The organism is Pseudomonas sp. GM78 (assembly GCF_000282475.1).
Classification (GTDB): domain Bacteria; phylum Pseudomonadota; class Gammaproteobacteria; order Pseudomonadales; family Pseudomonadaceae; genus Aquipseudomonas.
The window spans coordinates 41,456-62,107 of sequence record NZ_AKJF01000094.1 but is presented as its reverse complement, the minus strand read 5'-3'; the positions used below and the strand labels follow the sequence as shown (position 1 = coordinate 62,107).

The following is a 20,652-nucleotide window of genomic DNA, read 5'->3' as shown; positions in this document are numbered from 1 at the left end:
TTCCCTGTCTGAATTTGCTTTTCGTGGTCAACTGTACACCAGTGTCAAGAGTATTGACACTGGTGTACACAGGGGCATATTGTCGGCGTGCCTGATGACCTGTCTGCGAGACCGATATGAAAAACGATCCGCTACTTCAGCCTTATCGCCTCAAGCATTTGACCCTGCGTAACCGCATCATAACCACCTCCCACGAACCGGCTTACCCGGAAGACGGGATGCCGAAAAAGCTCTACCGGGCCTACCACGTTGAACGTGCCAAAGCCGGTGTAGCCATGACCATGACCGCTGGCTCCGCCGCGATCTCCCGTGACAGCCCGCCCGTGTTCAACAACATTCTGGCCTACAAGGACGAAGTGGTCGGCTGGATGAAAGACCTGACCGACGAGTGCCACGAACATGGTGCGGCGGTGATGATCCAGCTCACTCACCTGGGCCGGCGTACCCGCTGGGACAAAGGCGACTGGCTACCGGTGGTGTCGCCCTCCCACAATCAGGAACCCGCACACCGCGCCTTCCCCAAGCAGCTTGAACAGTGGGACATCGACCGCATCATTGGCGACTACGCCGATGCCGCCGAACGCATGAAAGCCGCCGGCCTGGACGGCATCGAGCTGCAAGCCTACGGCCACTTGATGGACCAGTTCTGGTCGCCACTGACCAACGAACTGGAAGGGCCGTACGGCGGCTCGCTGCAAAACCGCCTGCGCTTTACCTTCGATGTGCTCACGGCCATTCGCAAACGCGTGGGCCCGGAATTTATCGTCGGCATTCGCTACACCGGGGACGAAGTCCTCGCCGGGGGCCTGCAAAAAGAGGAGGGCTTGCAGATCTCCCAACTGTTGAAAGACAGTGGCATGATCGACTTCCTTAATGTGATCCGCGGCAACATCGCCACCGATGCCGGGCTGACCGACATCATCCCGATCCAGGGCATGCGCAATGCCCCGCACCTGGACTTCGCCGGCGAAATCAAGGCGCTGACCGGCTTCCCGACCTTCCATGCAGCGAAAATTCCCGACGTGGCCACGGCGCGTCATGCCATTGCCTCGGGGTTGGTGGACATGGTCGGCATGACCCGCGCGCACATGACCGACCCGCATATCGTGCGCAAGATCATCGAAGGCCGTGAAGACGATATCCGCCCTTGCGTGGGCGCCAACTATTGCCTGGACCGCATTTACAACGCTGGCGCTGCCTACTGCATCCACAACGCCGCGACCGGGCGTGAAACCACCATGCCTCATGAAATACCCAAGGCTGCGCGCAAGCGCAAAGTGGTGATTGTCGGCGCCGGCCCTGGTGGCCTGGAAGCGGCACGGGTGGCGGGAGAGCGCGGCCACGAGGTGGTGGTGTATGAGCTGGCGGACAAACCCGGCGGACAGATTCGCCTGACCGCGCAGTCCGAGCGGCGCAAGGAAATGATCAGCATCATCGATTGGCGCATGGCGCAATGCGAGCGCCTTGGCGTGACGTTTCACTTCAACACCTGGGCCGACACCGCGATTGTTCTCGATGAAAATGCCGACGTGGTGATCGTGGCGACCGGGGGCATGCCGCACACCGAAGTGCTGGAACACGGCAATCAATTCCTGGTTTCAAGCTGGGACATTATTTCCGGCGACGTGAAGCCTGGGCGCAATGTGCTGGTGTACGACGATGCGGGCGACCACGCCGGCCTGCAAGCTGCCGAATTCATCGCCCGCAGTGGCGCCAAGACTGAAATCATGACCCCCGACCGCTCGTTCGCGCCGGAAGTCATGGGCATGAACCTGGTGCCCTATATGCGCTCGTTGCAGCAACTGGACACCACCTTTACCGTCACCTACCGGCTCAAGGCTGTGGAGAAACAAGGCGACCAATTGCTGGCTACGATCGGCACCGATTACAGCGACCTGACTAAAACACGCCTGGTGGATCAGGTGGTGGTCAACCACGGCACCCGGCCGCTGGACGATCTGTATTTCGAACTCAAGCCCTTGGCCAGCAACGAAGGCGCCGTGGAGTACATGGACCTGATTGTCGGCAAGCCGCAAACCGTTGCGAGCAACCCCGAAGGGCGCTTCCAGTTGTTCCGCATTGGTGATGCCGTGGCGTCGCGCAATACCCATGCGGCCATCTACGATGCCCTGCGGCTGGTCAAGGACCTCTAGCTGTCGTGTGTCACCCACAACAATAAAAGACAGCCATCACCTGATTTAGAAGCCTTTAGTTACTGCCCCGACAGTTGGTCTGATTGATTTGATGAACATCAAACTCTTCCCAGCGGAGGTTGTTGCATGCATACGGGTTCTGATTCCATTGAGCTGCTCACAGCGTTAACCGAACGCGACCTGCGCTTTCGCAGCGATGCCAAGGTCACTGAACATGCCCTGGCGCCGGTCGACACGGCGTTACTCGATGCGTATACCGCCATCGACCGCAAAGCCCTGCGTCATTACCGCCTGGAGCGCATTCGCGAGCAACTGCGCGCCCAGGACTACGCCGGCATTCTGTTGGCCGATCCGATCAATATTCGCTATGCCACCGACACCAATAACCTCGGTTTGTGGGTGATGCACTCGCCCAGCCGCTATGTGTTCGTGGCCACCGACGGCCCGGTGGTGCTGTTCGAGTTCACCAGCAGCCGGCACAACAGCGAGCACGTGGAAACCATCGATGAAATTCGCCCGGCGATTCCCTGGCTGTATTTTCTTGCTGGCCCCCGGGTGCAGGAAAAAGCCGAGCGCTGGGCCCAGGAAGTGGCGGACCTGATGGCCCGCCACGGTGGCGGCAATCGCCGCCTGGCGGTGGACCGTTGTGACCCTTGGGGCGCGCAGCGCCTGACGCATAAGGGCATTGAACTGTTCGATGCGCAGCCGTTGATGGAGCAGGCACGCTTGATCAAATCGGCTGAAGAGGTTGCCAGCCACCGGGTGTCCATGGGCGTGTGCGATCTGGCCATTGCCCGGATGCGCACAAGCCTGGTGCCGGGGGTCACTGAAAATCAGCTGTGGAGCATCATGCACGGGACTAATGTCGCGCACGGCGGGGAATGGGCCGAAAGCCGCTTGCTCAGCTCCGGGCCGCGCACCAACCCGTGGTTCCAGGACGCCACCGACAAGGTCATCAAGGCCGGTGAGATGGTCTGTTTTGACACCGACATGGTCGGGCCCGGTGGTTACCTTTCGGACATCTCTCGCAGCTTCGTCTGCCCCGGCAAGGCGCCGACAACGACCCAGCGCGACTTGCTGGAAATCGCCTCGCAGCAGATCAACCACAACGTCGAACTGCTGCGCCCGGGCCTGTCCTTTCGCGAGTTTGCCGAACACTGTTGGCCTGTGCCCAAGCGATTTGAGCACAACCGCTACATGATGATGCTGCACGGCGTCGGCCTGGTGGACGAGTACCCCAGCGTCGCCTACGCCGTGGATTTCGCCGAGTGGGGTTACGACGGCCTGTTCGAGGAAAACATGGTGGTGTCGGTGGAAAGTTACATCGGTGAACAAGGCGGTGGGGAAGGGGTGAAGCTCGAAGAACAGGTGCTGATCAGCGCCAACGGGCCGATAAAACTTTCGCGCACGCCCTTAGTCGACGGCGATCGATAGCTGGAGCAAAACCATGAGCAGTATGACCGTGATCGAAACCGCACCCTCCTTGGCGCCGCGCCCAGTGGCCAGCGCCGAACCGTTCTTGCGCCTGGAGGGCATTCATAAACAGTTTGGCCCCTATCCCGTCCTGCACGACGTGTGTTTTGAAATGAGCAAGGGCGAGGTGGTGGCCATTATCGGGCCCAGTGGTTCGGGCAAAAGTACCTTGCTGCGCTGTATCAATCAGTTGGAGCCGCCGACCCAGGGCCGGGTCAGTATGGATGGCGTGCACATCGAAGCTGGCAAGACGTTGCCCCGTACAGAGCTGCTCAAGCTGCGCCGGCGCATTGGCATGGTGTTCCAGTCGTTCAATCTTTTTCCGCACCTGACGGTACTGCGCAATGTCAGCCTGGCGCAAATCCGTACCTTGGGCCGCAGCGCCAAGGAGGCCGACGCCCGCTCCATGCAACTGCTCGAACGCGTGGGGTTGGCCGACAAGGCCCAGCATTATCCGGCGCGCTGCTCCGGTGGCCAGCAACAACGGATCGCCATCGCCCGCGCCCTGGCATTGGACCCTGAATTGATGCTGTTCGATGAGCCGACCTCGGCGCTGGACCCCGAGCTGGGCCTGGAGGTGCTGGCGGTGATGAAAGAGCTCGCCTGCGAAGGCATGTCGATGATCGTCGTGACCCACGAAATGCACTTCGCCGAAACCGTGTCCGACCGCGTGGTGGTGATGGCCGAGGGGCGAATCATCGAGCAGGGGCCGAGCCAGCAAGTGATGCGTCAGCCCGGGCATGAACGGGTGATCCAGTTCCTCCAGGCCGTGAGGAATCGCTGATGCAAGACATCCTGATGATGCTGTTGAACGGTGTGCCGTGGACCATTGCCGTCACCGTGCTCGCCTTCTGCGTCGGCGTGGTGCTGGGGTTTCCGATCTGTGCCCTGCGCCTGTCCAGGGTCAAGCCCCTGCGTTTTCTGGCGGCCATGCTGGTGCTGACCCTGCGCTCCATTCCGCCGATTGTCTGGCTGTTTTTCATCTTCTTTGGCATCGGTGGCGGCTATATCAGCCTGTCGCCGTTTACCGCGGCAGTGGTCGGCCTGGGGCTGATTACGGCGGCGCACATGTCCGAGGTGTACCGCGGTGCTTTCGCGGCGATTCCCAGCGGGCAGTTCGAAGCCGCCTATGTGCTTAACCTGTCGGCATCGCAACGGTTTTTCGATGTGGTGTTACCGCAGTTGGTGCGCATCGCCATTCCCACCTCGGCCACCTACGCCATTGGCCTGCTCAAGGATTCGGCCGTGGCCTCGACCATTGGCGTCGGCGATATCAGCTTCCAGGCCTATCAGGTTTCACAACAAACCTTTCAGGGCCTGAGCGTCTACAGCGCGGCGGCGGTGGTTTACCTGGTGCTCAGCGTGCCGGTGGCCTTGTTCTCCCGTTGGCTCTCGGCCACGTTGAAACAGAGGATTGCCCGATGAGCGAACTGCTGACGATGTGGGCCCAATGGCTGCCGGAGTTGTGGAAGGGCTTTGTGCTGTCGATGCAGGTCACGGCGGTGAGCCTGGGCCTGGGTATTGTACTGGGGCTGGTGCTGGCACTCGGTGTCTCGGCCCCGAGCCGCTGGTTGCGTTACCCGTCTTTGGTCATCGTGGAGCTTGGGCGCGGTGCGCCGGCGTTGATCCTGCTGCAGTATTTTTACTTTGGCCTGCCCAGCGTCAACCTGACCTTGACCTCGTTCTGGGCTGCCGCGCTGGCCATGGCGTACTGCACGGCGGCCTACACCAGTGAAATCATTCGCGGTGGCATCGAGGCGGTGGCCCCAGGGCAAACCGAGGCCGCTGAGGTGATCGGCCTCAACCGGTTCGACGCCCTGCGTTTTGTGATCCTGCCTCAGGCCTTGCGGGTAGCGCTGCCGTCGCTGCTGGGGTTCTCGATCATGATGTTCCAGGCCTCGTCGCTGTGTTTCACCATCGCCCTACCAGAAATCGTCAGCCGGGCGTCCTCCATAGGTTCCTCCACGTTTGAGTACATGCCGGTGCTGATCCTGGCCGGTTTGATGTATGCCGCTGTCTGTGCCCCGGCGACCCTGGGCGTGGCAGCGCTGGAAAAAAGACTGGCACCCAGCCAGCCATAACAACAAATGCCACTCACGCCGTTTTCGGCTGCTGCTCTCTTATTGCAAAGGTGATTTCATGACTCGCTCATTCAAACACTTTACCCGTTGGATGTTCTTGTGCTCGACCCTGGCCGGCGCGCCGTACGCCCTGGCCGAATGCACCCCGGCGAACCAGTTTGAAACCATTACGCCGGGTGTGCTGACCGTGGCGGCGTATGTGTTCCCGCCTTACTCGATACCGGGGCCGAACAACCAGTTGAGCGGCGTGGATGGCGAGATCATCAAGCGCATCGCCGAGCGCGAATGCCTGAAGGTCAAGACCATGGTGGTGGACACCGCAGCTGTGGTGCAGGCGGTGGTGTCAAAGCGCGCCGATGTCGGCATCGGTGACTGGTACCGCACGGCAGAGCGCAGCAAGGCGTTGGGGTTGTCGGCACCGTTGTACCTGGACGTGATGGGCATTATTTCGGATGAGGGCTACACGAAGATTTCCGAACTGGACGGTAAGCGCATCGGCACCGTGCAGGGCTACCTGTGGGTGGACGATTTGAAGAAGGCCTTTGGCGATAATCTGGTGCTCTACCCGAACCCGGTGGCCATGGCCCAGGACCTGGCGTCCAAGCGCATCCAGGTCGGCGCGGACAGCTTCGCGGTGGGGGTTTCATCGCAGCAGAAGGGCGCGTACCCCGGCAAGAGCATCAAGGTGTCCGAGCCCGATCAACGGGTCAAGGCCACGCTTGAGCCTGGGCAGAGCGCCTTCCCGTACACCAAGTCCAACGCAGCCTTGGGCGAGGCGCTGGGCAAGAACATCCAGGCCTTGCATGCCTCGGGCGAAATCGCTGAAATCCTCGCCTCGTTTGGCCTGGACCGCGAGGCTGCGCAGGTGGGTGAGCCGAGGATGATTCAGTAAAGTTAATCAACTGAACGACACAAATCCTGCAGGAGCGCCCAAAGCCGCTCCTGCAGGTTCTCAAGCTGCGGCACACCTACAATCCGAGAACACTGAAGCCACCATGGACGACGACAAACCCGACAAGCGCTTGTCCCTGACCGATGCCACCACCTTCGCACAACAGCTCTGCCTGGCCCACGGCACCAGCGACGCCGTGGCCTCGGCGCTTGCCAACGCCACGGTATCAGCCCAGGCCCATGGCCAACACGAAGTCGGTTTCGGCCATTTGCCTGACTACCTCAGCGGCTTTGCCACCGGCCGAATCGCCACGGCTGCCGAGCCCATCGTGACCCAGGTCGCGCCGGCCATGATCCGGTGCGACGCGGCCCAAGGCATCGCGCAACTGGGGTTCGATCGCGCTTTCCCAGTGCTGTGCAGCAATGCGCATCAACTGGGTATCGCCCTGTTTGCGCAGTTCAACGCGTTCACCTGTGGCGAGTTGGGCTATTACACCCGTCGCCTGGCGCGCGAGGGGCTGGTCGCGTTGGCGTTCACCAATGGCTCACCGCTGCTCACCGTGGCGGGCCAGAGCCGGCCGCTGTACTCCACCAACCCCATCGCATTTGCCGCCGCCAGTGCTGCGGGTCGTTTACTGGCGATTGACCAGGCCAGCAGCGCCACGGCCTACGTAAACCTCCTTCGGGCCGCTGAAGCGGGGGAGGCGATACCGGCAGGCTGGGCGGTTGATGCACAAGGCAATGAAACGCGCAGCGCGCGGGAGGCACTGCACGGGACGTTGCTGGCATTCGGGGGCGGTCGCGGCGCCAACATCGCGTTGATGGTCGAGGTGCTCGCGGCGGGTTTGACGGGGGCCAATTGGTCGTTGGATGCAGCAGATTTCCGTGCCGGCAGCGAATCCCCAGGGGCTGGCATGCTGGTGATCGGCATTGCTCCCAGGTTGCTGGACGAGTGCTTTGCCTCACGGCTGGGCGAGCAGATGACGCGGCTTGAAGCCTTGGGCGTTTACCTGCCGGGCAAGGCCAAAGAGCAGGCCTATGCCCGTGCGGTCCGCGAGGGCATCAGCCTGCCGTTATCGGCGTACGACGCGTTTAAAGCGCAGGTGGATTAGTCAAATCCTTCGCCACCGCCGGCCGCGCCGATCAGTCTCACAAGGCGACCCTTGCACATATCCCGAGCATCTGCGAAAACCTCACGCAAATCGAAAGAGCAACGCCTGGACCGTGCCAGGCGACGAGTTGAGGGCAGGGCATGATGCAACACCTGGATCACTTTTCCTTGCGCCTGTTCATCCTGGTCTGCGATGAGGGCACCATCGCACGCGCCAGCGAGCGGGCGTTTATCGCGCCGTCGGCGGTCAGCAAGCGGATTTCCGATATCGAGGCGCGTTTCGGTACGCCGTTGCTCAAGCGCAGCAAACGCGGGGTTGAACCGACACCGGCGGGTGTCGCACTGCTGCGGCACGCGCGGTCGTTGACGCGGGCGATGGAGCGGCTGGACAGCGAACTCAGCGAGTACGCCGAAGGCGCCCGCGGGCATGTTCGGGTATTGGCCAACATCTCATCGATCATGGAGTTCCTGCCGGAGGAACTGTCGGATTTCATGCTGGAGCATCCGAGGATCCAGGTCGACATCGAGGAGCGCTTCAGTCCTGATGTGGTGCGAGGGGTGGCTGAGGGCAATGCCGACCTGGGCATTTGTCGACGTTCGATGGCGGTGGGGGACCTGGAGTTTCTGCCGTATCGGCAAGACCATCTGGCGGTCGTGGTGGGTGCCAACCATCCTTTGGCGGGTCGCTCCAGCATCGCGTTCGCCGAGACGCTGGCGTTCGATCACCTGGGATTGTCCGCGTTCGCCACGCTCAACAACTTCATGCGCGAAGAAGCCGCGCAACACGGCCAGGAGCTGCGTTTTCGCTCCTATGTGTCGTCGTTCGATGCAGCGTTTCGCCTGGCGCAGTTCGGTCTGGGGCTGGCGGTGTTTCCGCTGGAGGCGGTGGCTCGATACACCCGCTTGTTTGACCTAAGCATCATTGCGCTGACCGATGAGTGGGCGTTGGGTGAGTTCGTGATCTGCGTACGTGATCGGGATGCGCTATCGCTGTCGGCGCGAAGGCTGCTGGACCATTTGCTGTTGCGCGCGCCACCGCGTCAATCATCCATCGTGGTTGACGATGGATCGGCCCGTAAATGACGTCTTTTCGCTGTACCGATGGCTCTCTAATCTGAAACCACGCTTCAGACCGTGAGAGCCTTTTGATGACAACAATAACAATCAACGAAGTCGGTATGCGCGATGGCTTGCAAAGCCTTCAAGCCATCATGCCCACCACCGCCAAGCGCCAATGGATCGATGCCGCCTATGCGGCGGGCGTGCGTTACATGGAAGTCGCCTCCTTCGTCCCCGCCAAACTGCTGCCACAGATGGCCGATGCCAAGGAGGTCGTGGCGCATGCCTTGAGCTACCCGGATCTGGTCGTCACCGTACTGGCACCCAACCTGCGCGGCTGCCGTGATGCGCTTGAGTCCGGTGCCCACCGCATCATTGCACCGGTTTCTGTCAGCTCGGCCCACAGCCTGGCCAACGTGCGCCGCACGCCGCTGGAGATGGTCGAGGAGCTGGGGCGGATGTGCCAGCTGCGCACCGAGTCGGGCTTGCACAACGTGCAGGTGATTGCCGGAATGTCGGTGGCCTTCGGCTGCACCCGCCAGGGTGATGTGCCATTGAGCGACCTCTGCGAGTTGACCGGTCATGTGCTGGAGGCCGGTTGTGACCTGGTTTCGCTTGGCGACACCACGGGCTACGCCAATCCGGGCCAGGTTGCGACGACCTTGCAGGCCGTGCGGGCCATCGCTGGCGACAAACTCAGGGCCGCGCATTTCCATGACACCCGAGGCCTGGCACTGGCCAATAGCCTGGTGGCCGTGCAGCAGGGGATTACCGAGCTCGATTCGTCACTGGCCGGTTTGGGCGGTTGCCCGTTCGCACCGGGTGCGTCCGGCAACACCGTCACCGAAGACCTGGTGTTCATGCTGCAAGGCATGGGCTACGACACCGGCATCGACCTGGCCGCACTGATCGCCTCACGGGATGTGCTGCGTGAGGCGTTGCCAGGCGAGAGCCTCTACGGCTGCATTGCCCGCGCCGGCCTGCCACTCAATTACGCGCCCGCTGCCAGCCGCGTTTAAGCCTGCCCTATCGAGGAGAACAACAATGTCCAGACTTCCCTTGGACGGCATTCGTGTCGTCGAAATTTCTCACATGGTGATGGGGCCGACCTGCGGGATGATCCTTGGTGACCTCGGTGCCGAGGTGATCAAGATCGAACCGACCCGTGGCGATGGCACACGCCGTCTGCTGGGCGCCGGTGCCGGATTTTTCCGCACCTTCAACCGCAACAAGCAATGCGTCGCCATCGACGTCAATACCGCGCAAGGCCGTGAAGCCGTGCTGGAGCTCATCGACACGGCTGACGTGTTCATCGAGAACTTCAAACCCGGTCGCATGCAGGAACTGGGCTTTGGTTACGCAGCGATTCGCGAGCGTAATCCGCGCATCATCTATGCATCGCACAAAGGCTTTCTCAACGGCCCGTACGACAACCGCCTGGCCCTGGATGAAGTGGTGCAGATGATGGCTGGCCTGGCCTACATGACCGGCCCGGTCGGCCGGCCTTTGCGTGCCGGCAGCTCGGTGAACGACATCATGGGCGGCATGTTCGGGGCCATCGGCGTGCTCGCCGCGCTCAACGATCGTAACGTCAGCGGCGTTGGCCGCGAGGTGCAAAGCGCGCTTTACGAAAACTGCGTATTGCTCGCGGCGCAACATATGCAGCAGTACGCCGTGACCGGCCAGGCGGCTGCGCCGATGCCGAACCGCATCAGTGCGTGGGCCATCTACGACGTGTTCGAGTTCGCGGGCGGTGAGCAGATGTTCGTGGCGGCCACCGGCGAAGGGCAGTGGAACGCCTTGTGCCAGGTGCTGGGCCAGACCGCATTGCTCGACGACCAGAGCCTTGCCACCAACAACGATCGCGTGCTCCAACGGCCACGATTGCTGGCTCACCTGGCTGAAGTCTTTGCCAGCATGGATGCCCAGGCACTGGCTGTGGAGCTTGAGGCCAACAGCATTCCGTTTGCGCCGATCCGTCGGCCGGAGGAGTTGTTCGAAGATCCGCATCTGCTGCAAAGCGGCGGCCTGGCCAATCTTGAGCTGGAAGACGGAACGTTCACCGCCATGCCCTTGCTGCCGTTGTCCCTGGATGGCGAACGCCTGCAGGCGCGCCGATCGATTCCGCGCATCGGCGAACACACCCACAAGGTCATGCGCGAGCTGGGTTACAGCGATGAACACATTGCCGAACTGTGTGCGGCGGGCGTCCTGAAAACCGACGTTGCGGCTTGAGGGGAATCTGCCATGGCTATCTATCAATTCGACACGCTCATTCCTGCCATTCACGCTGAAACCTTCGTCGCCGAGGATGCCACCGTCATCGGCAATGTCACCCTCGAACAGGGCGTCAGCGTCTGGCCCCAAGCCGTGCTGCGCGGGGACAACGAACCGATTCGCATCGGCCAACACAGCAATGTGCAGGAAGGTGCGGTGCTGCACGCCGACCCCGGATTTGCGCTGACGGTAGGCGAGGGGGTCACCATCGGGCACCAGGCCATGTTGCATGGTTGCACCATCGGCGATGGCGCGCTGATCGGGATTCAGGCGGTCGTGCTCAACGGGGCGGTAATCGGCAGGAACTGCCTGGTTGGCGCCGGAGCGATTGTCACCGAGGGCAAGGTGTTCCCGGACAACTCGTTGATTCTGGGTGCGCCGGCCAAGGTCGTGCGCGAGCTCACACCTGAAGCCATCGCCGGCATGCACCGTAACGCCCGGGACTACGTGACCAAGGGTCAGGTTTACAAAGACAAACTGGTACGAATCCGCTAAACCCCTTTGAGCAACGTCCTTGAGGACGTGCCTCTCTCCAATAATTACAACAATGGAGAAACATCATGGTTGCCATGACTGGTGCAATCTCGGTTGCGCGCAGCGAAGAAACGATCAACGAGCTTCTGCTCTATCGGCGAGTGGCCTGGCGCATCATGCCGCTGGCCATCATCTGCTTTCTGTTTTCCTATTTTGACCGGATCAACATCAGTTTCGCCAAAACCCAGATGCAGCAGGAACTGGGCTTGACCGACGCGGCCTATGGCCTGGCGGCGAGCATGTTTTTCATTGGCTACGTCCTGTTCGAAGTCCCTAGCAGCCTGGGCCTGAAACGCTACGGTGCACCCGCCTGGATCTGCCGGATCATGGTCTCCTGGGGCCTGGCCACGGCGGCGATGATGTTCGCCTACACCCAATACACGCTGTACTTCTTGCGATTCCTGATTGGCGTGATGGAAGCCGGTTTTGGCCCGGCGATCCTGTTCTACCTGGCGTGCTGGTTCCCGAAAAAGCACCTGGCGAAGATGAACGGGCTGTGGTTCCTGTCGGTACCGCTCGCGGGGGCACTGGGTGGTCCGGCGGCCGGGATTCTGTTGGGTACGATGGACGGCGTGCTCGGCCTGGCCGGTTGGCACTGGCTGTTCCTGATGTCCGGCTTGCCCTGTGTGGTGCTGGGTCTGTTGGTGCTGTGGAAGCTCGATCGGGACATCGAATCGGCCAAGTGGCTGAGCCGGGGCGAGAAGGACCTGCTGGCGGCGAACCTGGAGCATGACAAGAAGAACCAGAAGCCGGTATTGGGGTCATTGTGGCGGGTGTTGCTGACGCGGGAAGTGGCGATCATGGCGTTGATCTACTTCGTGATCAAGACCGCTTCCTACGGCCTGAATTTCTGGATGCCGCACCTGATCAAATCGTCCGGCGTGCAAAGCGTGTTCTGGGTCGGCATGTTGTCATCGCTGCCCTACATCGTGGCGTGCATCGGCATGATCTGGCTGACCCGGCTCTCGGACCGCACCGGCGAGCGCAAGAAGTACCTGGTGATGTGCCTGTTGCTGGCGGCCCTGGGGTACCTGCTGGCCTGCCTGTTCTCCGATTCATCCTGGGCCATGATGGCGGCGTTGGTGCTGGCCACGGCAGGCACCTTCATCGCGATCCCGATTTTCTGGACGATTCCGCAATCGACCTTCTCGGGGCTGGCGATCGCCAGCGGCACGGCGGCCATCAACTCCATCGGCCAGCTCAGTGGCATGGTCGCGCCGGTGATGGTGGGCAAGATCAACGACGTCAGCGGGACCAGCTACATGGGCATGTTGTCCATCGCACCGATGATCCTGATCGCCTGTTTTGTGGTGATGCGCTACGTCAGGAATCCCAAGGTCTGACCGGATTGCCCGGCATCCTTCACTGCTGATAACAACAATAAGACAGGCGCCAACATGACCTCATTCAACACCCAGCGGGCATCGCTGATGCTCGCGACGCTTTGCTGCGCTTCGCATTCGGCGGTTTACGCAAGTTTCATCGACGATGCAAAGGGCAGCCTGGAACTGCGTAACTTCTATTTTGATCGTGATTTCCACGGTGATTCCGCCACCCAGTCCCGACGCGCCGAATGGGCCCAGGGTTTCATGTTGAAGCTACAGTCCGGCTTCACACCCGGCCCCGTGGGTTTTGGCCTGGACGCCGTGGGCATGTTGGGGATCAAGCTCGATTCCAGCCCGGATCGCTCCGGTACCGGATTTGTTGCCTCGGGGTTCGGACAAGCGTGCCGTGGATGACTATTCAAAGGCTGTCGGCGCGTTCAAGGCCCGGTTGTCCGAGACAGAATTGCGTGTGGGCGGTCTCAGCCCACAACTGCCGTTGCTGGCGTCGAACTACAGTCGGCTGTTTCCACAGTGGTTCAACGGCGCCCAGTTGGTCAGCAAGGACCTGGACAGGTTTACCTTCACGCTGCTTGAGGTCGACGCCACCAAGCTGCGTGACTCCACGGATTTCGAAGACCTGACGGCGATGGCGCAGCAGGGGGCTTATTCGGCAACGGTGACCAGTGACCGGTTGTACTACGCGGGGGTCGATTACCAGCCGCTGAAAAACCTGACGCTGAGTGTTCACACCAGTCAGCTTGAAGACCTGTTTCAGCGCAACTTCGCCGGCTTCAAATACAAGACCGCGATGGGGCCGGGCGAAGCGTTCACCGAATGGCGTTATTTCTCTGCGCGAGAAGCAGGGCGCGAGTTGCTCGGCAAAGTCGATAACAGGACCTTGAGCACCAACGTCGGCTATTCGATCCAGGGGCACACGTTCAGCGGCGGGTACCAGAAGGTCAGTGGCGATACGGCTTACGCTTACGTCGGCGGGACGGACACCTACCTCTTCAGCGAGCAACAAATCAGCACCTTTGCGCTGGCCAATGAGCGCGCCTGGATGATGCGCTATGACTTCGATTTTGCGGCCCTCGGTGTGCCAGGGCTGACGTTCAATTTACGTTACGTGAAGGGCGACCAGGTCGATCCGCAACGGATCAGCAGCGTCAAAGGTCGCGCCTTGGATGCCGCAGGCGGCGAGGGTGAAGAATGGGAGCGCACGACCGACCTCAGCTATATCGTCCAGTCAGGACCTTTGAGGAATGTTTCGCTGCGCTGGCGCAACGCAACGATGCGCTCCAATTTCGCTGATGCGGCGGACGAAAACCGCCTCATCGTGGGCTACACGTTGGCGTTTTAGTCGAGGTCTGAGGGGCTTGAAAAAGGCGGCTGGATAGCCGCCAAATTCATGTGGATGACGCAATCAGCGCACACCCGCCTGACGCAATGCGGCCGGAGTGTAGTTGTTCGCCGAAGCGACGGCGCCGAATTCAATGCTGCGCTTTTCTTCGTTTTTCAGGCCCAGTACCGAGTAGCGACCGGACTGCAGGTCATACAGGGTTTCGGCGGTATAGCCCGGCGCCTGCTTATGGTAGTACTGCTGGGCATGCCCTTCGCCGACGCGCCACAGTTGGCCACGGCCGTCGTAATGGTCTACCTCGGCCAGTTGCCAGGTGTCCTCATCGAAGTACATGTGGCGTGTCGCATAGATGTGACGTTGGCCGGGCTTGACCTTGGCCACCACTTCCCACACCCGGTGCAGTTCGTAGCGAGTCAGGTCCTGATTGATATGGCCGGCCTTGAGGATGTCGGCGTACTTGAGGTTGGGTGAGTCGAGCTTGTAGCTGTTGTAAGGGATGTACAGCTCCTTTTTCCCGACCAGTTCCCAGGTGTAGCGATCCGGCGCACCGTTGAACATGTCGAAGTTGTCCGCGGTGGCCAGGCCATCGGCGGCCGTGGCCGGGCCATCGTAGGCAACCTGTGGCGCACGGCGCACGCGGCGCTGTCCGGCGCTGTACAGCCAGGCGTCGCGCGGTTCCTTCACCTGGTCGATGGTTTCGTGCAGCAGCAACACGTTGCCGGCCAGGCGAGCGGGTCCTGTCACGCGCTGGATGAAGTAGAACAGGATGTTATCGGCCTTGCTCTTGTCCAGGTCAGGCAGCTCGCTGGGGTAAGAGATCTCGTCTTCCAGTTGGATCATGGTGAACGCCCCGTCAACCTGCGGTTGGACGCGGGTTGCCAGGCGGTGGAGGTTGCCGCCCCGATAACGAGTCATGTGGTTCCACAGCACCTGGATGCCATTTTTGGGCACCGGGAAAGCGTAGTAACGGGTATCGGCAAAACCGCTCAGGCCGTTGCCGCCATCCACTTCTTCAGTCTTGACCGCGCTGGCCTTGATGACCGAATAGATGCCTGTTGGCAGCGCTGCGCTGCGGTGAGTGGGGTAGACGGGGATCTTGTAGCTGTCCGGGTAACGCTTGAGCATTGCCAACTGACCGGCAGACAGTTTGTCCTTGTACTTCTCGGCGTTAGATGCAGTGATGACGAACAGGGGTTTTTCGTTGGCAAACGGGTCACTCAAAAAGCCTTTGCTGTTCACCGTACCAGCCGTTGTTGGCAGGCCTGCGGTCCAGGCAGGGATGCTGCCATCGGCGTTCGCGGCTTTGACGGCACCCATTGGCGTCAGCGTCGTGCCCAACAGTGCAGCCTCTTCGGGAGAGACCTTGGCCATGACGGCCGTGGCCAGCAGCGATAGCGCCAGGGCGCCGGTTTGCACCAGTATTCTTGTTGTTTTCATGAAGTCGCTCTCAAGTGTTGGAACCGTGATGTTTCACTCGGTGGGTGCCTGTTCGAAGCACGGCAGCGCGCGATCGATGACCACCCACGGCCGTGCCGAGGCGCACCACAGGTGCATATCCGGTGTGGGGTTGGCCGGCTGGACCAGGGTGCCGGCCTTGACCGCCAGCAGGCCGGGCATTGCGCTGATTTCGGAGTACAGCGCCGAGCCGCATCGGGTGCAGAAGTAACGCTTGACCGGCAAGCCGCTGCCACCGGCCTTGGAGTAGCAGCCAAGGCTTGAGCCTTCGACCATGAAGCCTTGGGCATGCACCAGCAGGTTGACCGAGAAGGCGCTGCCGGTCTGCTTCTGGCAGTCGCTGCAATGGCAGACCGCGGTGGACAGCGCACTGAGGTGGCTGGAGTAGTGGATGCCGCCGCACAGGCAGCTGCCTTTGATCATGTTCATGAGCGTTCTCATCGGTTTGGGGTCAGTTCAGCGGGCTGCCATTCACGGGCTCGCCGGGCGGTGTGCTTGAAGCTGTGGCGGGCGCAGGACAGCAGTGGGCAAGCGAGGACGCAGGCGATCAGCGTGACGATCAGGATCGAGTAGCGAATGGCGGCGGGGTCGACCAGCACGTAGTCGGTGATCACGCCGATCGCCAGCGGGCCGATGCCCACCCCGAGCAGATTGAGTACGCCGGTGAACAGGGCGATGAACTGTCCACGCATCGGCGCGGGCGCTATTTCGACGATCAAGGCCGGGCCGATGCCGAACAGGCTGACCCAAAGGGCCGCGCTGAGCGCGAGGAACGGCAGTGCCAGCGTGGCACTGGGCGCCAGCAGCAGCGGTGTGGCGCACAGCGGCAGGACGATGCTGGCGCAGATCGCCACGCGCAGGTTGCCATTGGCCACGCCGCGGCGGCGCCAGTATTCACCCAGCCAACTGGCACCGAGCACACCCAGGGGCGAGCTGACGCACATGATCAGGCCCATCACGGTGCCGGCCTTGGCGTAACTCCAGCCAAACTCGCGGACCAGGTAGCTGGGGACCCAGGCGCCGCCGCCGTAGACCGCCGCGTTATAGCAGCCCATGCCAACCACGACGGCGACGAAGGTGCGCCGGTTTGCGCGCAGGAACGCCAGCACTTCTCCCAGTGGCACGCCCGACGCCACCGAAGCCGACGTCGCCCGTGGGTTGCAATTGAGTCGCGGCTCCGGCACACCGCACATCAGCAGCAGAACGATCAGCCCCGGCAGGCCGATCGACATCAGTGTGGTTTGCCAAGGCGCCAGGGTGCCAAGCAAGGGCAGGGTCAATGGATGGGCGCTGAAGTAGCCGAGCACCAGGCCGGTGGCGAGCAGACCACCGCCAACGCCGATCGGGCCACCGGCACCGAACACACCGAGGGCGCGGCCGCGCTTGTGCGGCACGAACAGGTCGCTGATCAGCGACACGGCGCCCGGTAGCAACACGGCTTCGCCGACCGCCACCCCGACGCGAGCCAGCAACAGGTGCCAGAACTCGCTGGCCAGGCCGCTGGCAGCGGTGGCCAGGCACCACAAGCCAATACCGACCGTGATGATCAGGCGCCGGTTGCCACGATCGAGCGCACGCGCGATCGGCAGGCCGGCCAGGGAATAGAAGGCGGCAAAGGTGAAGCCATGCAGCAGGCCCATCCAGGCATCGTTGACGTGCAGCGATTGCTGGATCGGTCCGACCAGCAGGCTGAGGACCTGCCGGTCCATGATCGAAAAGACATAGGCGAGCGTCAGCACACCCAGGGCATAGCTGGCTCGGCCCTGATTGGGCAGTAACGGCGCGGCACAAGGCGTGGCCGACGCCGGGACGGTCGTTGTGCTGGTCATCGACAGTTTACCTCTTGGGCTTGTTCTGGTAGTCGAGGCCACGCGGCGCACTCATCGCCGCGCGGTACTGCCTTAGCGGGCCGACACGACGGCATCGGGCTGCTGCCAGAGGTGGTTGTCCGCGGCGACAGGCAACAGGCGTCGGTAGCCACCGCTGTGGAACACCAGCGGGGCCTTGTCGAAGCGGTCGAAGGCCAACACTTCACCGACCAGGATGATGTGGTCGCCACCCTCGTACTGATACGTGGTCTTGCACTGGAAGCGCGCCGAGCACCCGTCCAGCAGCGGTATGTCGCGGGTGCCGCGTTGCAGGTCGAGACCGCTGAACTTGTCCGCGCCGCTTTTGGCGAAGCGGTTTGACAGCGGCTCCTGGTCCGTCGCCAGGATGTGCACGGCGAAGTGCGAACCTTCGGTGAAGGCGGGTGCCGACGAGGAATCCTTGTTGATGCTCCACAGCACCATCGGCGGGTCGATCGACACCGAGTTGAAGCTGTTGGCGGTCAAACCGTAGTCCTGGCCATCCGCGCCGCGGGTGGTGACGATGGTCACGCCGGTGGTGAAGGCGCCGAGCGCCTGGCGGAACTGCTTGGGATCGAAATGCTGGGTGTTCATGAGGGGTACTCCATTACCGCCGGGTGTGCCAGCGGCTGATTGTTATTGGACAGGAGTGCAATGGCTCAGCGGTTGAGCAGCGGCATGACCAGGCGGCCGAAGCGCTCGGCTTCTTCGTGGTGCGGGTAGCCCGACAGGCAGAAACCGCTGCAACCGGCATCGACAAAAGCCAGCAACTGGTCGGCGACCTGTTGCGGGTTGCCCACCACGGCAATACCGGCACCGGGGCGCACTTCGGTGATGCCGGTCCACAGGTGCGGGGTCATCTTGCGGCCGACGGTGTGGGAGAGCTCTTTCATCCGTTGGTTGGCAACGGACTCGGCCATCATGGTTTTCACCTGCTCGGTCCAGCCCGGATCGGCGCCGTTGACCAGGGTATCTGCCGCAGCCCAGGCTTCTTCTTCGGTTTCCCGGCAGATGATCTGCAGGCGCATGGCGAACTCGATGGCTTCGCCGCGGCCATATTTGGCGGCCCGCTCACGCATGTCCTTGATCTGTTCGGCGATGCGCTCCGGGTAGTCGCCCCAGAACAGGTGGACGGCGGAGTGCCTGGCGGAAATCTCTGCCGCCTGCTCCGAGCCGCCGCCGAGGAAGAACGGCGGGTGGGGTTGCTGGAAGGGCGCCGGTATGACTTTCGGGCCGTGTGCCTGGTGGTACTTGCCTGCGTATTCCACACCTTCCTCGGTCCACAGGCGTTTCATCAGTTCGACTTCTTCTTCCAGCTGCTCGTAGCGTTCTTCCTTGGAGACGATCTGGCCCTCGGCGTGGGCGTCTTTCTCGCTGAGGCCGGCGATCAGATTGATGTAGATGCGCCCCTTGGACAGTTGGTCGAAGGTGGCGAACATCTTGGCCTGGGCGACCGGATGGATGAAGCCAGGCTTCACCGCCACCAGGGCCTTGAGCTTTTGAGTGCGGGCGATGACGAAGGAGGCGGTGACCCAGGCATCCCAGCAGAAGGGCGTGACGGGGACCAGCACGTAGTCGAATCCGGCCTGTTCGGCGGCGACGGCTACCCGCTCGAAATGTTCGAGGGACTGCGGGATGCTTTTACTCGGGTCGCTGAAGGCAGTGGTGTCGCCAATCGTTGGAATGAACCAACCCATCTGCAGGGATTTTTTATTGTTCATGCTTGGGCTCTTGTACCGGGGGAACGTTGGAGCCACTACATCAAAGCCTGTACAGTGAGGGAAATGAATAGTTGGAATTTCAGGTATGCATAACGTAAATACACGTACCCTCGACCTGAACCTGCTGGTGGTCTTCGCGACCCTGTGGGATACGCAAAACGTCACCCGTGCCGGCGAACGCCTGGCGCTCAGCCAGCCAGCGGTCAGTCATGCGCTACGACGCCTGCGCGAGCGCCTGGGCGACGAACTGTTCGTCAATGGCCGCCATGGCCTGGTGCCGACCGCGCGCGCGAGCGAACTGATCGGCCCCGTGCGCGAAGCACTGGGTCGCCTCGACGAAGTGCTGCAAGGCTCCACGCTATTTTTGCCGGCAGTGGCGCAGCGCAAGTTCCGCATTGCCTCCGGCGATTTCGTCGAGTTCCTGATCTTGCCGCGGTTGATCCAGCACATCGCCGATGCAGCACCCGGCGTGATGATCGAGGTGGTGCCGCTGCCACCGAACAATCTCTTGCCAGCGCTGCTGGAAAACGGCGAGATCGACCTGGCCATCAGCACGCCCATGGCGCTGGGTTCGGGTTTGCGGGAGGAGGCGATCACCACGGTTTCACTGCTGACGCTGATCTGGCAACGCGAAGGCTTGCCGCCCGGGCGCTTTCCGCTGGACCTCTACCTGGAGCGGCCGCAAGTGATGATCGAAGTGCACCAACGGGAGGGCAACATCATCGACGACGCGCTACAGGCCCAGGGGCTGGCCCGACGGGTTGGCGTACTGGTGCAGAACTTCATGGCGATGCCGGTGATCGCCGCGCAAACGGGCTATATCTGCAATTTGCCAGGGCCGATTGCCGAGGCTTTCGCAGAGACGTTCGGCCTTAGCTGCCATGAGCCACCGGTGGATTTCCCCGCACCGCAATTGATTGCCTATTGGCACGCCCGGTTCGACGCCGATCCTGGTTTGAAATGGTTGCGGGAGCGGATTAAGGACTGTGCGGTTACCTGATCTGAGTGATGACCTGATCATTTGTGCAACTCGCAAACTGCTCACCCGTAAGCACACAGGTTTTTGGGGCCGCCCCTTAGGGATTCCCACAAATCTACTCCAACGCCTGTGCCTGTTGATGTAACTCGTTTCGCAATGCGCGCTCGCCTGACATGTATCGGCTGAACCCCGTCAGAGTAAGCCGACGTCCTCGGAGTAATGCGCTGACACAACACATCAACGTTCTCAGACGCAGGGAGTGGACCGTGGGAAGTGCTGGGCGAGTGCGCTGAGCAAGAATCGGATGGCCTGCATGGGATCGGGATCTTGTTTTTGTGTGGGGCAATACAATCCGCCCGTGCAGGTCTCTTCAATTTATAAACTCT

Annotated in this window: 18 protein-coding genes and 1 pseudogene; 14 read left to right on the top strand and 5 right to left on the bottom strand. The window is 61.7% G+C overall.

Translation table 11 applies throughout. The features are described 5' to 3' along the window. Positions 1 to 116: 116 nt before the first annotated feature. From PMI35_RS16005 to PMI35_RS0132640, 13 genes and pseudogenes are all read left to right on the top strand, one after another. Positions 117 to 2,153: an NADH:flavin oxidoreductase gene (locus PMI35_RS16005; RefSeq protein ID WP_008059839.1), complete on the top strand. Its 2,037-nt coding sequence runs from the start codon at positions 117 to 119 to the stop codon at positions 2,151 to 2,153. 126 nt (positions 2,154 to 2,279) lie between these two features. Next, on the top strand, positions 2,280 to 3,587 hold the full coding sequence (locus PMI35_RS16010; protein WP_008059837.1) for a M24 family metallopeptidase: 1,308 nt from the start codon (positions 2,280 to 2,282) through the stop codon (positions 3,585 to 3,587). A 13-nt stretch (positions 3,588 to 3,600) separates the two neighbouring features. Continuing rightward, positions 3,601 to 4,410 (top strand): amino acid ABC transporter ATP-binding protein, encoded by an 810-nt coding sequence (locus tag PMI35_RS16015; RefSeq protein ID WP_008059835.1) that lies wholly within the window; start codon positions 3,601 to 3,603, stop codon positions 4,408 to 4,410. After that, a complete protein-coding gene (locus PMI35_RS16020; RefSeq protein WP_008059833.1) occupies positions 4,410 to 5,051 on the top strand; it encodes an amino acid ABC transporter permease in 642 nt (213 codons plus the stop codon). Before PMI35_RS16015 ends, PMI35_RS16020 begins: the two co-directional genes overlap by 1 nt. Further along, positions 5,048 to 5,707 (top strand): amino acid ABC transporter permease, encoded by a 660-nt coding sequence (locus PMI35_RS16025; protein WP_008059832.1) that lies wholly within the window; start codon positions 5,048 to 5,050, stop codon positions 5,705 to 5,707. Before PMI35_RS16020 ends, PMI35_RS16025 begins: the two co-directional genes overlap by 4 nt. A 58-nt stretch (positions 5,708 to 5,765) precedes the next feature. After that, entirely contained in the window at positions 5,766 to 6,599 is an 834-nt protein-coding gene (locus PMI35_RS16030) for a substrate-binding periplasmic protein (protein WP_008059829.1), read from the top strand. A 103-nt stretch (positions 6,600 to 6,702) separates the two neighbouring features. After that, positions 6,703 to 7,710 carry an Ldh family oxidoreductase gene (locus tag PMI35_RS16035; protein WP_008059826.1) on the top strand — a complete coding sequence of 336 codons (1,008 nt, stop codon included), beginning with the start codon at positions 6,703 to 6,705 and terminating at the stop codon, positions 7,708 to 7,710. Between the two features lie 143 nt (positions 7,711 to 7,853). After that, the gene (locus PMI35_RS16040; RefSeq protein WP_032831610.1) at positions 7,854 to 8,792 is read left to right on the top strand and encodes a LysR substrate-binding domain-containing protein; all 939 of its coding nucleotides are present in this window, start codon (positions 7,854 to 7,856) and stop codon (positions 8,790 to 8,792) included. Positions 8,793 to 8,857: 65 nt separating this feature from the next. Further along, positions 8,858 to 9,787 carry a hydroxymethylglutaryl-CoA lyase gene (locus tag PMI35_RS16045; protein WP_008059822.1) on the top strand — a complete coding sequence of 310 codons (930 nt, stop codon included), beginning with the start codon at positions 8,858 to 8,860 and terminating at the stop codon, positions 9,785 to 9,787. Positions 9,788 to 9,812: 25 nt separating this feature from the next. Beyond that, entirely contained in the window at positions 9,813 to 11,003 is a 1,191-nt protein-coding gene (locus tag PMI35_RS16050) for a CaiB/BaiF CoA transferase family protein (protein ID WP_008059819.1), read from the top strand. A gap of 12 nt (positions 11,004 to 11,015) precedes the next feature. Then, entirely contained in the window at positions 11,016 to 11,540 is a 525-nt protein-coding gene (locus PMI35_RS16055; protein WP_008059817.1) for a gamma carbonic anhydrase family protein, read from the top strand. Positions 11,541 to 11,605: 65 nt separating this feature from the next. Further along, positions 11,606 to 12,922 (top strand): MFS transporter, encoded by a 1,317-nt coding sequence (locus PMI35_RS16060; RefSeq protein WP_008059815.1) that lies wholly within the window; start codon positions 11,606 to 11,608, stop codon positions 12,920 to 12,922. A gap of 54 nt (positions 12,923 to 12,976) precedes the next feature. Then, positions 12,977 to 14,264: pseudogene (locus PMI35_RS0132640) on the top strand (OprD family porin). 63 nt (positions 14,265 to 14,327) lie between these two features. On the opposite strand, the gene PMI35_RS16065 reads toward PMI35_RS0132640, so the two are convergent. From PMI35_RS16065 to PMI35_RS16085, 5 genes are all read right to left on the bottom strand, one after another. After that, entirely contained in the window at positions 14,328 to 15,701 is a 1,374-nt protein-coding gene (locus PMI35_RS16065; protein ID WP_008059808.1) for a DUF1329 domain-containing protein, read from the bottom strand. A gap of 33 nt (positions 15,702 to 15,734) precedes the next feature. Continuing rightward, positions 15,735 to 16,148: a GFA family protein gene (locus tag PMI35_RS16070; RefSeq protein ID WP_008059806.1), complete on the bottom strand. Its 414-nt coding sequence runs from the start codon at positions 16,146 to 16,148 to the stop codon at positions 15,735 to 15,737. Between the two features lie 8 nt (positions 16,149 to 16,156). After that, entirely contained in the window at positions 16,157 to 17,548 is a 1,392-nt protein-coding gene (locus tag PMI35_RS16075) for a spinster family MFS transporter (protein WP_008059804.1), read from the bottom strand. Between the two features lie 72 nt (positions 17,549 to 17,620). Next, on the bottom strand, positions 17,621 to 18,160 hold the full coding sequence (locus PMI35_RS16080; RefSeq protein ID WP_008059802.1) for a flavin reductase family protein: 540 nt from the start codon (positions 18,158 to 18,160) through the stop codon (positions 17,621 to 17,623). A 65-nt stretch (positions 18,161 to 18,225) separates the two neighbouring features. Then, positions 18,226 to 19,287: an LLM class flavin-dependent oxidoreductase gene (locus tag PMI35_RS16085; protein ID WP_008059801.1), complete on the bottom strand. Its 1,062-nt coding sequence runs from the start codon at positions 19,285 to 19,287 to the stop codon at positions 18,226 to 18,228. A gap of 85 nt (positions 19,288 to 19,372) precedes the next feature. On the opposite strand from PMI35_RS16085, the gene PMI35_RS16090 reads away from it, so the two are divergent. Further along, positions 19,373 to 20,287 carry a LysR family transcriptional regulator gene (locus PMI35_RS16090; RefSeq protein ID WP_008059799.1) on the top strand — a complete coding sequence of 305 codons (915 nt, stop codon included), beginning with the start codon at positions 19,373 to 19,375 and terminating at the stop codon, positions 20,285 to 20,287. The last annotated feature ends 365 nt before the right edge of the window (positions 20,288 to 20,652 follow it).

Bases quoted from the DNA above. Each gene is read 5' to 3' on its own strand.
- PMI35_RS16005 (WP_008059839.1), top strand. From the start codon at position 117: ATGAAAAACGATCCGCTACTTCAGCCTTATCGCCTCAAGCATTTGACC.
- PMI35_RS16010 (WP_008059837.1), top strand. From the start codon at position 2,280: ATGCATACGGGTTCTGATTCCATTGAGCTGCTCACAGCGTTAACCGAA.
- PMI35_RS16015 (WP_008059835.1), top strand. From the start codon at position 3,601: ATGAGCAGTATGACCGTGATCGAAACCGCACCCTCCTTGGCGCCGCGC.
- PMI35_RS16020 (WP_008059833.1), top strand. From the start codon at position 4,410: ATGCAAGACATCCTGATGATGCTGTTGAACGGTGTGCCGTGGACCATT.
- PMI35_RS16025 (WP_008059832.1), top strand. From the start codon at position 5,048: ATGAGCGAACTGCTGACGATGTGGGCCCAATGGCTGCCGGAGTTGTGG.
- PMI35_RS16030 (WP_008059829.1), top strand. From the start codon at position 5,766: ATGACTCGCTCATTCAAACACTTTACCCGTTGGATGTTCTTGTGCTCG.
- PMI35_RS16035 (WP_008059826.1), top strand. From the start codon at position 6,703: ATGGACGACGACAAACCCGACAAGCGCTTGTCCCTGACCGATGCCACC.
- PMI35_RS16040 (WP_032831610.1), top strand. From the start codon at position 7,854: ATGCAACACCTGGATCACTTTTCCTTGCGCCTGTTCATCCTGGTCTGC.
- PMI35_RS16045 (WP_008059822.1), top strand. From the start codon at position 8,858: ATGACAACAATAACAATCAACGAAGTCGGTATGCGCGATGGCTTGCAA.
- PMI35_RS16050 (WP_008059819.1), top strand. From the start codon at position 9,813: ATGTCCAGACTTCCCTTGGACGGCATTCGTGTCGTCGAAATTTCTCAC.
- PMI35_RS16055 (WP_008059817.1), top strand. From the start codon at position 11,016: ATGGCTATCTATCAATTCGACACGCTCATTCCTGCCATTCACGCTGAA.
- PMI35_RS16060 (WP_008059815.1), top strand. From the start codon at position 11,606: ATGGTTGCCATGACTGGTGCAATCTCGGTTGCGCGCAGCGAAGAAACG.
- PMI35_RS16065 (WP_008059808.1), bottom strand. From the start codon at position 15,701: ATGAAAACAACAAGAATACTGGTGCAAACCGGCGCCCTGGCGCTATCG.
- PMI35_RS16070 (WP_008059806.1), bottom strand. From the start codon at position 16,148: ATGAACATGATCAAAGGCAGCTGCCTGTGCGGCGGCATCCACTACTCC.
- PMI35_RS16075 (WP_008059804.1), bottom strand. From the start codon at position 17,548: ATGACCAGCACAACGACCGTCCCGGCGTCGGCCACGCCTTGTGCCGCG.
- PMI35_RS16080 (WP_008059802.1), bottom strand. From the start codon at position 18,160: ATGAACACCCAGCATTTCGATCCCAAGCAGTTCCGCCAGGCGCTCGGC.
- PMI35_RS16085 (WP_008059801.1), bottom strand. From the start codon at position 19,287: ATGAACAATAAAAAATCCCTGCAGATGGGTTGGTTCATTCCAACGATT.
- PMI35_RS16090 (WP_008059799.1), top strand. From the start codon at position 19,373: ATGCATAACGTAAATACACGTACCCTCGACCTGAACCTGCTGGTGGTC.